We start from the raw sequence: 13,204 nt of genomic DNA, 5'->3' as shown, positions 1-13,204 counted from the left end.
GCTTTGCCAATAGATAGAAGATCCTGTTCAGATGCCGCTGCCGGACTTCTCTGGCGTGACATGGATGCCGCATTCGATCTTGCCCTTGCCGCGCCAGCGGCCGGCACGGGCATCCTCGCCCTCGGCCACCCGGCTGGTGCATGGCATGCAGCCGATAGAGGGATAGCCGTCGGCAACCAGCGGATGGGGCGGCAGGTCATATCTGTCGAGATAATCGGTCACGTCCTGCGAGGTCCAATCCGCCAGCGGGTTGACCTTGATGCGGCCGGACTCGGCTTCGAAGGGCCTGAGGGCTGCACGCGTCGCTGCCTGATGGCGCTTGCGGCCGGTAATCCAGGCCGAGAAGGGCTCAAGCGCCGTGTCGAGCGGATCGACCTTGCGGATCCAGCAGCACATGTCCGGATCGCGATAGGCGAGCAGCCGGTCGGGATCCTCCTGCTGCACCAGCGCGGCGCGGGGCTTGGCCGTGCGCAGATCGGTAAGGCCGAGCCGGCGGGCAAGCTCGTTGCGGTAGAGCAGGGTCTGGCTGAAGAGGCGCCCGGTGTCGAGGAAGATGACCGGTGTCGATCTGTCGATCTCCGCCACCATGTGGAGGAGGGCGGCGGATTCGGCGCCGAAGCTCGAAACCAGGGCAATGCGGCCGCCATAGAGCGACAGCGCCGCCTTCAGGATATCCTGGGCGCCGGCATCATGATATTGCGCCGCCAGCGCGATGGCCTGCGCTTCGGGGTCTATATTGCCATTGACAAGCAGGCTCTCCACGGGAGAGGCCGCGCTGTCGTAATCAAGCACGCTGTCCATAGAGTGCCTCCTTGAAAGGCGGCAGGCCGACACGGCGCACCGCTTCCAGGAATGTTTCCTTCGGTGAAAGACGCAGACCCAGATAGGTATCCACGACCTTCTCCACGGCATCGACGATGTCATCGGCGCCGAAACCCGGGCCAACCAACTCGCCGATCGAGCAATCCTCTCGGGCCGAGCCCCCCAACGTGATCTGGTAGTTCTCGACGCCCTTGCGGTCGACGCCGAGAATGCCGATCGCCGCGACATGGTGATGGCCACAGGCGTTGATGCAGCCCGAGATCTTGATCGGCAACTCGCCGATCTCAGCCTGGCGTTCGCGGGTGCCGAACCGCTCGGACAGGCCCTGCGCGATGGGGATGGCGCGCGCATTGGCGAGCGAGCAGTAGTCGAGGCCAGGGCAGGCGATGATGTCGGTGATCAGGCCTTCATTCGCCGTCGCGAGGCCGGCGCTCTGCAGCACCGCAAACAGGGTCGGCAGATCGTCGAGCTTCACATGCGGCAGCACCAGGTTCTGCAGGTGGCTGATGCGGATCTCACCCAGCGAATAGCGGTCGGCAAGGTCGGCCACCAGGTCCATCTGCTCGGACGAGGCATCACCCGGAATACCGCCGATCGGCTTCAGCGAGATGGTGGCGATGCCATAACCCGGCTGCTTGTGGGCATGGACATTCACCGAGACCCAATGTGCGAAAGCCGCGTCCTTGGCCTTGGCGGCGTCGAACGCCGGCGTGGCGCCGATCGCCTCGAAGGGGCCGGCGAGGAAAAATTTCGCCATGGCCGCCACCGATTCCGGGGTCAGCTTGAGCGCGCCATCCTTGATGCGGGCGAATTCGGCCTCGACTTCCTCGCGGATGGTATCGAGCCCCTTCTCATGCACGAGGATCTTGATGCGCGCCTTGTACTTGTTGTCGCGGCGGCCTTCGAGATTGTACACGCGCATGATCGCCTCGGTGTAGGTTAGGAGATCCGCCTCGGGCAGGAAGTCGCGCAGGGCCTTGCCGACCATGGGGGTGCGACCCTGGCCGCCACCGACGAAAACACGGAATCCAAGCTCGCCGGCCTCGTTGCGCACGATCTGGTAGCCGATGTCATGCACCTTCACGGCGGCGCGGTCTTGCTCGGCGCCGGTGATGGCGACCTTGAACTTGCGCGGCAGGTAGGACAGTTCCGGATGGGCCGTCGACCACTGGCGCATGATCTCGGCATAGATGCGCGGATCGGCAATCTCATCGGCGGCGGCGCCGGCGAAATGATCGGCCGTGACATTGCGCATGCAATTGCCGGAGGTCTGGATGGCGTGCATTTCGACATCGGCGAGTGCCTGCAGCACGTCCGGCACGTCCCTGAGCGCGATCCAGTTGAACTGCAGGTTCTGGCGAGTTGTGAAATGGCCGTAATTGCGGTCCCACCGGCGGCCGATCATGGCCAGCTGGCGCAGCTGCTTCGACGACAGCGTGCCATAGGGCACGGCAATGCGCAGCATATAGGCATGCAACTGCAGATAGACACCGTTCATCAAGCGGAGCGACTTGAATTCCTCTTCCGTGATGTCGCCCTTGATACGGCGGGCGACCTGGTCGCGGAATTCCTCGACACGCGCCTTGACGAAGGCGTGGTCGAACTCGTCGTAACGGTAGAGGGCACCCATTATTCGGCGGCCTCGAGCTCGCCCTTGGGCAGGTAGGCGATGGTTGGCCCGAGCGCACGGATGGCTTCGCGCAGCTTGGTGGGGCGCGGGGTCTTGCCGGAGAGGTTCATCTCGACGGCATAGACTTCGACGACGTCCTGTTCATTGGCCTTGGCGTTGACGTTGGCAATCACCCCGTCGGCGCTGGCCTGGTCGGGCTCGATGGCGCTGTCGGCAACGTTGAGGGACCAGTTCCCGCTCGGTGTGCGGAACACCACGCGCCCGTCCCGGAGGCGATTTGCAGTGATAGCGAGCGACATGGCAAAAACCCTGATTGGAATTTGTCCACGATATCGGTTCTCACATCCAATTTGTCAAATAGATTTCAATACATCAGAAAATTGTAATTTATGATGATCTTTGCAATTCTCCTTTGTAATCAAAGCCATGGGTGTGAGCCATGCGCTATCCTCAAGGCAGATTTTCCGATCACGATTGCTTTAGACGATAGGAATAACGGAGGATTTCTGTAGAAAAGCCAAGTGCGTGATAGAGCGCGAGTGCCGCCGCGTTGTCCGCGACCACCGGAAGGCATGCCCCCTTCGCCTCTTCCTGGCGCTGGGCCCAGGCGAGGATCGCGCCGACGACAAGGCGTGCGTGGCCCTTGCGCTGGAAGACTGGATCCGTGGCGACGGAATTGAGGCAGATGATACCATCGTGCACGGCACCGAAGGCGACAGCGGCGATCTGGCCGTCCGGAGCCAGCGATGCAGAGAAGGCCGTCGGCACGGCAACGGCATCAAGCAAGGCGCGGTTGTTGGCCTGTGCCGGCAGGCTGAGATTCTGAATGCGGGCGAGGGCGTCGAACCAGGCATCGCCCGCACTCGTCTGCAGGATGACAGTGTCCGGCCCTTCCGGCGCCGGATTTGCTACAAGATCGCGATAGAGCACGCAGGCCTCGTCGAACCGTGGGCTGAAACCAGCCGCATCGAGCGTGGGGTCGATCGTCTCGGCATCGAGGCTGGACAGTCGAAAGATCGTCGGCAGCCGATGCATGGTGTAGAGCTTCTCGCACAGACCCACCTTGTCCATGAGCGAGAGGCTGGAGGCCCGGAGCAGGCTGATCGAATTGGCGCGCTTGGTGTATCCTCGCGAGAAGCGAAGCTGCCAGCCATCCAGCATGATGCTCTGCAACGCCGGCCAGCCATTCAGGCAGGCTTCCTCGACGCGCTGGGCGAGTCTGGTGGGCGAGGTCATGATCCGCGACTCCCATCGTGTGGCTGCTGCCGGGCAACATAGCCAACACCGCCACTGTTGCGTACCCCTGCCGGTAGCGCGATTTTGGTGGCGTTTGGTCACGACCGACCCCGCGCTCTGCCTTCCTGCCTCCTTGGTGGGCAGCTCCGCTCGGATTAGCGGCTTGAGCCTGACAAAGAGGTCCCCCTATAACGTCGCCTGACGGCTGGAGAGGGGAAACTGGCGGGGCCGAGATTCGACCGCCCCTCATGGAATGACTGGAGTGCCTCGATGTTGAACCTGGACCCTCGCCATACGGCGCTTGTCCTCATCGATCTGCAAAATTGGATAGTGAATCGGCCTCTTGCGCCACATTCGGGCGAGGATGTTGTCGATCGCTCCATCAAGATGGCGAGAGCGCTCCGGAAGGCAGGCGGAACCGTCGTGCTGGTGCGCGTGGCCTTTTCCGATGGCTACGGTGACGTGGTGAAGGTGCCCGTCGATTCGCCGATGATCCTGCCCGAGGGCAAGATGCCGGCCGAGGCCATTGCCTTCGACAGCCGTATAAGCACCTCCATCGCCGATGTCGTCATCACCAAGCGCCAATGGAGTGCCTTTCATGGCACGGAGCTCGATCTGCAATTGCGCCGGCGCGCCATCGACACGGTGATCGTATCGGGCATCGCAACCAATTTCGGCGTGGAAGCCACGGTGCGTGACGCCTTCGCCTACAATTACGCGCCGGTGGTGCCCGAGGACGCGGTGAGCAGCATGTCGGCTGAGATGCATCGCTTCTCGATCGACCACGTCATGCCCCGCATCGCACGCATTCGCCCGACGGCCGAGATCATCCGTGCGATCAAGGGCGGCTGAGGAAACCCCGACCGGGTTGATGGGCGACTCGCGCCGCCCATCCTATGGCCTTCGTGGGGCTGGAAACGCTCGTCACATGGCGGGTTGGTTTGTCAGCCGCGCAACTCCCGCATCGCCGCTTCGGGGTAGCGCGCGCCGACCGCTTGGGGGAGAGCCGTATCGAGCTCCGCCAGCTCCGCAGGCGTCAACGTGACGGCGATCGCCCCGGCATTTTCGTCGAGGCGCGAGCGCCGCCGCGTGCCCGGGATAGGCACGATGTGGTCGTCCCGGGCGAGCAGCCAGGCCAGCGCGAGCTGCGCGGGCGTGATGCTTTTGCGTGCCGCGACCTCCTCGACCTTCTCCACCAGCGCCAGGTTGCGCTCGAAATTGCCGTCGATGAAGCGCGGGGAGCGGCGGCGATAATCATCGGGCGCCAATGCGTCCAAGGATTTGAGGGCGCCCGAGAGGAAGCCACGACCGAGGGGCGAATAGGGCACGAAGCCGATGCCGAGCTCTCGCGTGGTCGCCAGCACTCCATCCTCCGGATCGCGCGTCCAAAGCGAATATTCGCTCTGCAGCGCCGTCACCGGATGGATGGCATGGGCGCGCCGAAGAGTTTCCGGCGAGGCTTCGGAGAGGCCGTAGTGGCGGATCTTGCCGGCCTCGATCAGTGCTTTGAGCGCGCCAACTGTCTCCTCGATCGGCGTGTCCGGATCGATGCGATGCTGGTAGTAGAGGTCGATATGATCAACGCCCAAGCGCTGCAGGGAGGCATCGCAGGAAGCCCGCACATAGTCGGGCCTGCCATTGATGGTCCTTTCCTCGATGCTCGTGCCCGGCGCACGGACGATGCCGAACTTGGTCGCAAGCACCACCTCGTCGCGCCGGCCGGCAATGGCCTCGCCCACCAGCTGCTCGTTGGTGTGGGGCCCGTAGATATCGGCGGTGTCGAGGAAGTTGATGCCGATGTCCAGTGCGTGGTGGATGGTCCTCACGGACTCGTCATGGTCGTCATCCGTCGCGCCATAGGCCCAGCTCATGCCCATGCAGCCGAGCCCGAGGGTAGAGACTTCCAGGCCCTGCCCAAGCATGCGCCTCTTCTTCGGCTCAATGCGCGCGGCCACCGACGGAGTGGGCCGGCCGTTTCCTGTTTCGGGAGTTTGCGTCATCGTTCTTCGTCCTTGCTTCAGTGTCGCCATAGCCGGCGATCTTGGCGTCGAGGACGAGAAGGCAGGCCTGCATTTCGTCGACATGGGCGCGCACGCGTTCGCGGTGCTGTTCCAGGAGCCGCCGGCGATCCGGCAGGGTTGTCTCGCCGCCGGCCATCAGGGCGGCATATTGCAGCATCTCGCGAATCGGCATGCCGGTGGTCTTGAGCCGGTGCAGGAAGCCGATCCTGTCGAGGATCGCGGCGTCGTAGTCCCGCTGTCCGGAAGCGTTGCGGTCGGCATAAGGCAGCAGCCCGATCCGCTCGTAATAGCGGAGGGTGTGGGCCGACAAGCCGGAGCGTCTGGCAAGCTCGCCAATCTTCATGGGGCCTCTTCTCGTAACGACGCTCCCGAGGCTAGGGGTTCGAGCGCGCTCTAAGTCAAGGGCAATTCTGCGGGGAATTCATGCCAGTGTCTTGCGGTCTTCCTCGGCATCAAGTTCGAGCCGGAACACATCAGTCTGACGCTTCTTGAAGCCGAGGCGCAGGTAGAGTCGATGGGCAGCCTGGCGCGAAGGGTTGGAGGTGAGGTCGACTTTCCCTGCACCCTGCGCGCGCGCCGCGGCGACAGCCACCCTCATCAGGGCGTCGCCGATGCCTGTCCCCCGCTGGCTCTCGTCCACGACCACGTCTTCGATGGAGACGCGGCTCCCGCTCGCGACCTCGATGAGAACCATGGTCGCCGTGCCGACAATCCTCCCGTTGATGCGGGCGACGAACATCGTGGTGGATGAGCCCGCGATTATCCTCGCGAAGTTGGCCTGCGCGAGCGGAGGAGCGTGCGACGAGAGCTGCCGCATCAGTCCGGCGAGCGCCTCTGCGTCCTCGGCGGTTACTGCCTCCAAGGGATCGATCTGGACGTCTGTCAAGGTTGGTCGCCAGTCTTGGGAACGGGAGATGTTGAGTTGAATGTATCGTTCATTCAGGACTGTGCCTCGTCGTAGCACCTCTGCGCCGCGGTCACTGCCTCGATATTTGCCTCTGCCCAGCGCGCCAGGCTGCGAATGGTGTCGGCGAGGGTGTTGCCGAGGTCGGTGATCGAATACTCGACCGTCACCGGCACTGTGGCGAAGACCTCGCGGCGGATCAGGCCGTCGCGTTCCAGCTTCTTGAGGGTCTGCGACAGCACCTTTTGGGAAATGCCCTGGATCTCCCGCCTGAGCTGGTTGAAGCGCACGGGCTCGTCGTCGATGCGGCCGAGGATAAGCACGGCCCATTTGTCGGCCACGCGGTCGAGCACCAGGCGAGAGGGGCAGGCCTGGGTGTAGACGTCGTAGCGCATGCCTTCCGGCAGTTTCCGTCCGAGGGGCAAAGCGGTTTCCTCCAACTCACCACATAACCAAAAAGTGCCTTCTTTACGGCTCTCCCACCCTACGATATCTGCTGCACTTGTGAAATGTAGTTTCCATTAGAAACTAAATAACTAGAACAGATATGGAGAGGTGGTGGCGATGTCCAGGCGCAAGCAAGACGTGGTTTCCCTGCTGAAGACGATCGAGAGGGGCGGCGAGGGAGCGCTGCAATTCGTCAATCCGGACAAATACATCCAGCATAATCTCGCCATCGGCGAGGGGGTATCGGGCCTGGCCGCGGCGCTGGCCCAGCTGCCGCCGGGCTCCGCCCGCGTGAACACCGTTCGCGTCTTCGAGGATGGCGATTACGTCTTCGCCCACACCGACTACGACTTCTTCGGCCCCAAGATTGGCTTCGATATCTTCCGCTATGAGGACGGCCGCATCGTCGAGCATTGGGACAATTTGCAGGAAACGCCCAAGGGGTCGAATCCCGGCGGCCACACTATGCTGGACGGGCCAACGGAGGTCGTCGATCTCGACAAGACCGAAGAGAACAAGGCGCTGGTCCGCCGGCAAATCGAGGACATCATCGCGGGCCGGCTCGACGGGCTGCCCGGCCATTTCGATGGCAACGCCTATATCCAGCACAATCCGCTCTTGGCCGATGGTCTTTCCGGTCTCGGCGCCGGCCTCAAGACCCTGGCCGAGAAAGGCATGCGGGTGAAATATGACCGCCTGCATATGGTGCTGGGCGAGGGCAATTTCGTGCTCGCCGTGAGCGAGGGCATCTTCGGCTCGGCGCCATCAGCCTATTACGATCTTTATCGCATCGAGAACGGCAAGATCGCCGAGCATTGGGATGTGATCGAGGCGATCCCGCCGAAGGAAGAGCAGAAGAACGGCAACGGGAAGTTCTGAGCATGAAAAGCCGGCTTCCTCCCGGGTGCGCGGACGTCCCGTCCGCATCTTCCCAACCACCAAACGCTGCGGTTCATGATGCGGACGGGACGTCCGCGCACCCGGGAAGGGCTCACATCGGCACGGGCGCGTCCTCGCGCAGCAAGCCTTCGCCCTTGAGGTCGCTCCACAGCCCAGACGGGATCTTCGCCCCCATGATCTCGGCATTGCGGGTCACTTCCTGCGGCGCCTGCCCACCGGGGATGACGGAGACGACCTGGGGGTGGCCGAGCGGGAATTTCAGCGCCGCCTCCACCAGCTTGACGCCATGGGAGGCGCAGACGCGCTCGATGCGGGCCACGCGGTCGAGGATCGCGGGCGGGGCTGGTTCGTAATTGTAGTAGGCGCCGGCGCGCGGGCCGGTGGCGAGGATGCCGGAATTATAGGGTCCACCCAGCACCACGCCGATTTTCTTCTCCACGCAATAGGGCAGGAAGCTGGTGAGCGCCTCCTGCTCCAGCAGCGTATAGCGCCCGGCGAGCAGGAAGAGATCGAAGTCGCCGGCACGGGCCAGCGTCTCGGCGACCTGCCACTCGTTGATGCCGGCGCCGATCGCTTTTACCGTGCCTTCCTCGCGCAGTTTGACGAGGGCGTGGTAGCCGCCCTCCATCAATTCCCTGATGCGCCGGTCCGACGCTTCCTTCGAGCCGTGAGTGAAGATGTCGACATCATGGGCGAAGAGCACGTCGATGGTGTCGATGCCGAGGCGCTCTAGCGAGAACTCCACCGAACGCATCACGCCGTCATAGGAATAGTCGTAAACCTCTTGTCGTGAGGGCGTGTTGAAGAACTTGCCGATGCCGGTGCGCCGCTCAGGCGGCACCGCCTTGAGCAGGCGGCCGACCTTGGTTGAGAGCACGTAATCTTCGCGCTTCAGCCGCCGGAGAAGCGGATTGAGGCGGGTTTCCGAGAGACCGAGGCCGTAGAGTGGTGCCGTGTCGAAATAGTGGATACCGGCGTCCCACGCCGCGTTGACGGTCAGAGCGGCGACATCCTCATCCAGCGCTCGATAAAGGTTGCCGAGCGGCGCCGTGCCGAAGCCGAGTTCGGTAAAACGAAGGACCGCACCCGAGCGGCTGACATGCGACCGGATGCCGAAATTGCTTTTGACCATGGGGTTCTCTCTTGGTGGGGTTTGCTTCGGGTCTTGCCGACTGGAATGCTTCAATTCCAACAGGTTAAGTTGGAAAGCCGCTTTAGGTTCAAACGCATTTTGCTTTAGAGATCTTCGAACAGGGCTGGGTTTTCGGCGGCAAAAGCCACCAGTTCGGTGATGACGAAATCGAGATGCTCCTCCATCGCGCGCCCGGCGGCATCCGCGTTACCCGCGGCGAGGGCGGCGACGATCTTCTCGTGGTCTGCAACAGTGAGGGCGTGGTGGCGGGGGGAAGAGAGGAGACGCCGCACACGGTCGAGATTGGCCCTCGCCGCTTCGACTGCGGCCTTCACGCGCGCATAGCCGAGCGCATCGAGGAGGATGAGGTGGAATTCGAGGTCGAGCCTGTGAAAATCGCGCCTGTCGCCAGCCTCGGCCGCCGCATGCTGATAGCGCAGATTGCGTTCGAGATTTTGCAGGAGCGGATCCCTGTCATCCCCGGCGAGGCCGCAGGCCGGGGGAAGGGGATCCAGGGGCCGAAGGGCGCCATCCTTGCCCCCTGGATTCCCTTCCCCTCGCCCTCTCTCGCCCTGCCCGCGAATGGCTCGGCCGGGAATGACAGTTCTGTCTGTGGCATAGCCAGTGGCCAACACCCGCACTGCCTGGGCCTCCAGAGCGCTGCGGATGAACATGCTCTGGCGCACGTCGGAAAGGCGGATGCGCGAGACGCGTGTGCCGCGTTGGGGCAAAATCTCGACGAGGCCCTCGCTCTGCAGCCGCGCCAGCGCCTCCGAGACGGGAAAGCGCGAGACGCCGAGCCGTTCGCAGATCGCCAGCTTGTCGATGTCGGCCCCCGGCGCCAGTTCGAAACCGATGATCGCCTCGCGCAGGACGGACTGGACGCGTTCGGTGGTGCCGCCACGGCTGGAGAGGCCGAGCGGTTCGAGAAATTCATAAGAAGCTTTGACTGCCGCGTCTGACATGCTAACATGTTAGCAATGGATGCCGCGCTTGGCTAGAGTGTTTTCGGGTCCGGCCGGATCGGAAATCGTCTCTACCTCTTGTTCTAGCGCATTTTCTTCACGCGGGCCGGCATCCACTTCGCTTGAAAATGCCCAGACGCCTTTTTATCGGATTTCGCCATGCAGATCGTCCCCAAGACCGCCCGCACCCTGCGCCTCAATGCCAGGGACAATGTCCTCGTTGCCGTCGACGTGATCGAGCCGGGCATGGAGGTCGAGGGCGTCGCGGCGCTGCAACGTGTGCCCAAGGGCCACAAGATCGCGGTGGCGCCGATTGCCGAGAGCGAACCCATCGTCAAGTTCGGTCAGATTATAGGCTTCGCCTCGCAGGCCATCGTGCCCGGCAGCCATGTCCATTCGCATAATTGCGAATTCCACGCGTTCGACCGCGACTATGCCTTTGCGCAGGATGCCAAGGAGGAGGCAATCCTGCCGCTTTCCGAGCAAGCGACCTTCCAGGGCTTCCGCCGCTCCAACGGGAAGGCCGGCACGCGCAATTATGTCGCCATCCTCACCAGCGTGAACTGCTCGGCTTCGGTTGCCCGCTTCATGGCCGATGCCTTCAACCAGTCGGGCATCCTGAAGGATTATCCCAACATCGACGGGGTGGTGCCCTTCGTGCATGGCTCGGGCTGCGGCATGGCCGACAAGGGCGAAGGCTTCGAGATCATGAAGCGCACCCAGTGGGGCTATGCTTCCAACCCCAACATCGCGGCCGTGCTGCTGGTCGGGCTCGGGTGCGAGGTCTTCCAGATCGGCCGCATGAAGCAGGAATACAGCATCGTCGAGGGCGATCATTTCCAGACCATGACGATCCAGGACACCGGCGGCACGCGCAAGACCATCGAGCAGGGCATGGAGCGCATCAAGGCCATGCTGCCGCTCGCCAACCAGGCCAAGCGCGAGACGATTCCGGCCTCGGAACTGGTGCTCGCCCTGCAATGTGGCGGCTCGGACGGCTATTCCGGCATCACCGCCAACCCGGCGCTCGGCGCGGCTGCCGATATCCTGGTGCATCAGGGCGGCACGGCCATTCTCTCCGAGACGCCGGAGATCTACGGCGCGGAGCACCTGCTCACCCGCAGAGCTGCCAGCCGGGAAGTCGGCGAGAAGCTGGTCGAGCGCATCAAGTGGTGGGAGAACTATACCGCCAAGAACAACGGCTCGATGGACAACAATCCCTCGCCCGGCAACAAGGCTGGCGGCCTCACCACGATCCTCGAAAAGTCGCTCGGTGCGGCTGCCAAGGGCGGCACCACGACGCTCACCGCCGTCTACGAATATGCCGAGCCGGTCCGGGACAAGGGCTTCGTCTTCATGGACACGCCCGGCTACGACCCGGTCTCTGCCACGGGCCAGGTGGCGGGCGGCGCCAATATCCTCTGCTTCACAACGGGCCGCGGATCGGCCTATGGCTGCAAGCCGACCCCTTCGATCAAGCTCGCCACCAATTCCGACATCTATCGCCGCATGACCGATGACATGGACATCAATTGCGGCGACGTGCTGGAAGGCGTGTCGATCGAGGAGAAGGGCAAGGAGATCTTCGCAAAGGTCCTGGCGGTGGCTTCGGGCGAGCGCTCGAAGTCGGAAGAGCTGGGTTATGGCTCGAACGAGTTCGTGCCCTGGCAGGTCGGAGCGACGATGTAACCCGGGACCGCCGGCTTTCCAGCCGGCATCTTGGAAGCGGCAGCGTTTTCCGATTGGGCGTCGCGTTTGCCGCTGGGTCGGTGTGCCGGTCTTCAGACCGGCATGCTTGCCACTTCCCAAACAAGCGTCACCTTTCCCAAGATGCCGGCTGGAAAGCCGGCGGTCCTAGGCTACGCAAATCTCCTCCCCGGCACGCCGACGAACACCCACAGCGCGATCAACGACAGGAATGCCGTCAGGAAGAACGGTGCTCCGGGCAGCTCCATCACTGCGCCCGGCCCTGCGAACAGGCCGAAAAGCTGTGTGCCCAAGAGGGGGCTGACGATAGCCGCGATGCCCATCAGGCTGGCGATCGCTCCTTGCAACTCACCCTGCGCATTCTCATCCACTTCATGCGTCATCATGGCGTTGATGGCCGGCATGGCGACGCCCTGGAGCGCGCCGACCACCAACAGGGCGTAGATCATCCAGCCATGGCTCGCGAGGCCGTAGCCCACCGCGATGATGCATTCCACGGTGAGGCTGATCACCGCCGCCATCCATTCGCCGAAGCGCTTGATGAAAGGGCCGACCAACCCGCCCTGTACGATGGCGGTGATCACGCCGAAGGCCGCCAGCGACAGGCCGACTTCGAGTTCGCTCCAGCCATAGCGATAGATGGTGTAATAGGCCCAGATCGCCGGATAGACGTTCGTCGCCAGGAAATGCAGGAACAGCGCTGCGCCGAAGCCAAGCACCAGCGGATGATGGCGGAAGGCAACCAGGGCGCCAAGTGGATTGGCGCGCCTGAGTGTGAAGAGGCGGCGCTTATCCCTCGCCAATGTTTCCGGGAGCACGAAGTAGCCGTAGATCACATTGACGATCGACAGCCCGGCGGCGAGGAAGAAGGGCGCTCGATCGCCGAAATGCGAGAGCAGGCCTCCCAGCGCAGGACCGAGCGTGAACCCGATGCCGAAGGCGGCGCCGATCATGCCGAACGCCTTCGCCCGGTTCTCCGGTGCGGTGATGTCGGCGATGAAGGCATTGGCCGTGGTGTAGGATGCCCCGCAGATGCCGGCGATCAACCGGCCCAGGAAGAGCCAGGCTATGGTTGGGGCGAAGGCGGTGAGGAGATAATCGACCCCAAGCCCCGCCACCGAGAGCAGCAGCACCGGCCGCCTGCCATAGGCATCGGAGAGGTTGCCGATGATCGGGCCGAACAGGAACTGCATGGCCGAATAGGCCACGAACAGCCAGCCGCCGACAACCGAGGCACGTGCAATGTCGACATGGGCGATGTCTTCGATCAGGCGCGGCAAGACGGGAATGACGATGCCGAGGCCGATCATGTCGATCAAGACAGTGACAAGCACGAAGGTGAGGGCATGCGGGCTTGTCTTCGAAACGGTCATGGCAACGCCTTCAAAACGCACTTCGACGAGGCTGACCTTCTACCTCCCCGCAGCCGGCGGTTGCAAC

At 63.2% G+C, this 13,204-nt stretch carries 14 protein-coding genes; 3 read left to right on the top strand and 11 right to left on the bottom strand.

Features of this window, described 5'->3' with window-relative positions; translation table 11 throughout:
• Positions 1–27: 27 nt before the first annotated feature.
• From ACMDCR_RS19985 to ACMDCR_RS19970, 4 genes are all read right to left on the bottom strand, one after another.
• Positions 28–801, bottom strand: a complete 774-nt coding sequence (locus ACMDCR_RS19985) for a phosphoadenylyl-sulfate reductase (RefSeq protein ID WP_413988293.1) — start codon at positions 799–801, stop codon at positions 28–30.
• Entirely contained in the window at positions 785–2,452 is a 1,668-nt protein-coding gene (locus ACMDCR_RS19980) for a nitrite/sulfite reductase (RefSeq protein ID WP_413988292.1), read from the bottom strand. Before ACMDCR_RS19980 ends, ACMDCR_RS19985 begins: the two co-directional genes overlap by 17 nt.
• Positions 2,452–2,751 carry a DUF2849 domain-containing protein gene (locus ACMDCR_RS19975; RefSeq protein ID WP_413988291.1) on the bottom strand — a complete coding sequence of 100 codons (300 nt, stop codon included), beginning with the start codon at positions 2,749–2,751 and terminating at the stop codon, positions 2,452–2,454. The genes ACMDCR_RS19980 and ACMDCR_RS19975 overlap by 1 nt, the downstream gene beginning before the upstream one ends.
• Before the next feature lie 169 nt (positions 2,752–2,920).
• A complete protein-coding gene (locus ACMDCR_RS19970) occupies positions 2,921–3,688 on the bottom strand; it encodes a GNAT family N-acetyltransferase (RefSeq protein WP_413988290.1) in 768 nt (255 codons plus the stop codon).
• Between the two features lie 270 nt (positions 3,689–3,958).
• Here ACMDCR_RS19970 and ACMDCR_RS19965 point away from each other — a divergent pair, with 270 nt between their 5' ends.
• The gene (locus ACMDCR_RS19965) at positions 3,959–4,540 is read left to right on the top strand and encodes a hydrolase (protein WP_413988289.1); all 582 of its coding nucleotides are present in this window, start codon (positions 3,959–3,961) and stop codon (positions 4,538–4,540) included.
• A 92-nt stretch (positions 4,541–4,632) separates the two neighbouring features.
• Here the strand turns inward: ACMDCR_RS19965 and ACMDCR_RS19960 are convergent, their stop codons facing one another.
• From ACMDCR_RS19960 to ACMDCR_RS19945, 4 genes are all read right to left on the bottom strand, one after another.
• Positions 4,633–5,610, bottom strand: coding sequence for an aldo/keto reductase (locus ACMDCR_RS19960; protein ID WP_413988288.1), 978 nt, complete (start codon positions 5,608–5,610; stop codon positions 4,633–4,635).
• A gap of 16 nt (positions 5,611–5,626) precedes the next feature.
• Positions 5,627–6,052, bottom strand: coding sequence for a MerR family transcriptional regulator (locus ACMDCR_RS19955; RefSeq protein ID WP_413988287.1), 426 nt, complete (start codon positions 6,050–6,052; stop codon positions 5,627–5,629).
• 78 nt (positions 6,053–6,130) lie between these two features.
• A complete protein-coding gene (locus ACMDCR_RS19950) occupies positions 6,131–6,595 on the bottom strand; it encodes a GNAT family N-acetyltransferase (protein WP_413988286.1) in 465 nt (154 codons plus the stop codon).
• Positions 6,596–6,648: 53 nt separating this feature from the next.
• Positions 6,649–7,008 (bottom strand): winged helix-turn-helix transcriptional regulator, encoded by a 360-nt coding sequence (locus ACMDCR_RS19945; protein WP_413993675.1) that lies wholly within the window; start codon positions 7,006–7,008, stop codon positions 6,649–6,651.
• 169 nt (positions 7,009–7,177) lie between these two features.
• Between ACMDCR_RS19945 and ACMDCR_RS19940 the strand changes: the two genes are divergently transcribed.
• On the top strand, positions 7,178–7,939 hold the full coding sequence (locus ACMDCR_RS19940; RefSeq protein WP_413988285.1) for a hypothetical protein: 762 nt from the start codon (positions 7,178–7,180) through the stop codon (positions 7,937–7,939).
• Positions 7,940–8,051: 112 nt separating this feature from the next.
• Here the strand turns inward: ACMDCR_RS19940 and ACMDCR_RS19935 are convergent, their stop codons facing one another.
• Both ACMDCR_RS19935 and ACMDCR_RS19930 read right to left on the bottom strand, forming a co-directional pair.
• Complete coding sequence (locus ACMDCR_RS19935) at positions 8,052–9,092, bottom strand: aldo/keto reductase (protein ID WP_413988284.1); 1,041 nt, start codon at positions 9,090–9,092, stop codon at positions 8,052–8,054.
• Between the two features lie 104 nt (positions 9,093–9,196).
• Positions 9,197–10,057 (bottom strand): GntR family transcriptional regulator, encoded by an 861-nt coding sequence (locus ACMDCR_RS19930; protein ID WP_413988283.1) that lies wholly within the window; start codon positions 10,055–10,057, stop codon positions 9,197–9,199.
• Positions 10,058–10,216: 159 nt separating this feature from the next.
• Here ACMDCR_RS19930 and ACMDCR_RS19925 point away from each other — a divergent pair, with 159 nt between their 5' ends.
• A complete protein-coding gene (locus ACMDCR_RS19925; protein WP_413988282.1) occupies positions 10,217–11,746 on the top strand; it encodes a UxaA family hydrolase in 1,530 nt (509 codons plus the stop codon).
• A gap of 170 nt (positions 11,747–11,916) precedes the next feature.
• Here ACMDCR_RS19925 and ACMDCR_RS19920 read toward each other — a convergent pair whose 3' ends face one another.
• Positions 11,917–13,137 (bottom strand): TCR/Tet family MFS transporter, encoded by a 1,221-nt coding sequence (locus ACMDCR_RS19920; RefSeq protein ID WP_413988281.1) that lies wholly within the window; start codon positions 13,135–13,137, stop codon positions 11,917–11,919.
• Positions 13,138–13,204 lie beyond the last annotated feature (67 nt).

This window comes from Labrys okinawensis (genome assembly GCF_047345005.1).
Lineage (GTDB): Bacteria > Pseudomonadota > Alphaproteobacteria > Rhizobiales > Labraceae > Labrys > Labrys okinawensis.
The sequence above is the reverse complement of the archived record's forward strand: the minus strand, read 5'-3'. Positions and strand labels throughout refer to the sequence as shown.

Excerpts from the sequence above, each read along its gene's own strand:
- ACMDCR_RS19935 (WP_413988284.1), bottom strand. The coding sequence starts at position 9,092 with ATGGTCAAAAGCAATTTCGGCATCCGGTCGCATGTCAGCCGCTCGGGT.
- ACMDCR_RS19940 (WP_413988285.1), top strand. The coding sequence starts at position 7,178 with ATGTCCAGGCGCAAGCAAGACGTGGTTTCCCTGCTGAAGACGATCGAG.
- ACMDCR_RS19925 (WP_413988282.1), top strand. The coding sequence starts at position 10,217 with ATGCAGATCGTCCCCAAGACCGCCCGCACCCTGCGCCTCAATGCCAGG.
- ACMDCR_RS19945 (WP_413993675.1), bottom strand. The coding sequence starts at position 7,008 with ATGCGCTACGACGTCTACACCCAGGCCTGCCCCTCTCGCCTGGTGCTC.
- ACMDCR_RS19985 (WP_413988293.1), bottom strand. The coding sequence starts at position 801 with ATGGACAGCGTGCTTGATTACGACAGCGCGGCCTCTCCCGTGGAGAGC.
- ACMDCR_RS19960 (WP_413988288.1), bottom strand. The coding sequence starts at position 5,610 with ATGCTTGGGCAGGGCCTGGAAGTCTCTACCCTCGGGCTCGGCTGCATG.
- ACMDCR_RS19980 (WP_413988292.1), bottom strand. The coding sequence starts at position 2,452 with ATGGGTGCCCTCTACCGTTACGACGAGTTCGACCACGCCTTCGTCAAG.
- ACMDCR_RS19930 (WP_413988283.1), bottom strand. The coding sequence starts at position 10,057 with ATGTCAGACGCGGCAGTCAAAGCTTCTTATGAATTTCTCGAACCGCTC.
- ACMDCR_RS19920 (WP_413988281.1), bottom strand. The coding sequence starts at position 13,137 with ATGACCGTTTCGAAGACAAGCCCGCATGCCCTCACCTTCGTGCTTGTC.
- ACMDCR_RS19970 (WP_413988290.1), bottom strand. The coding sequence starts at position 3,688 with ATGACCTCGCCCACCAGACTCGCCCAGCGCGTCGAGGAAGCCTGCCTG.
- ACMDCR_RS19955 (WP_413988287.1), bottom strand. The coding sequence starts at position 6,052 with ATGAAGATTGGCGAGCTTGCCAGACGCTCCGGCTTGTCGGCCCACACC.
- ACMDCR_RS19965 (WP_413988289.1), top strand. The coding sequence starts at position 3,959 with ATGTTGAACCTGGACCCTCGCCATACGGCGCTTGTCCTCATCGATCTG.
- ACMDCR_RS19975 (WP_413988291.1), bottom strand. The coding sequence starts at position 2,751 with ATGTCGCTCGCTATCACTGCAAATCGCCTCCGGGACGGGCGCGTGGTG.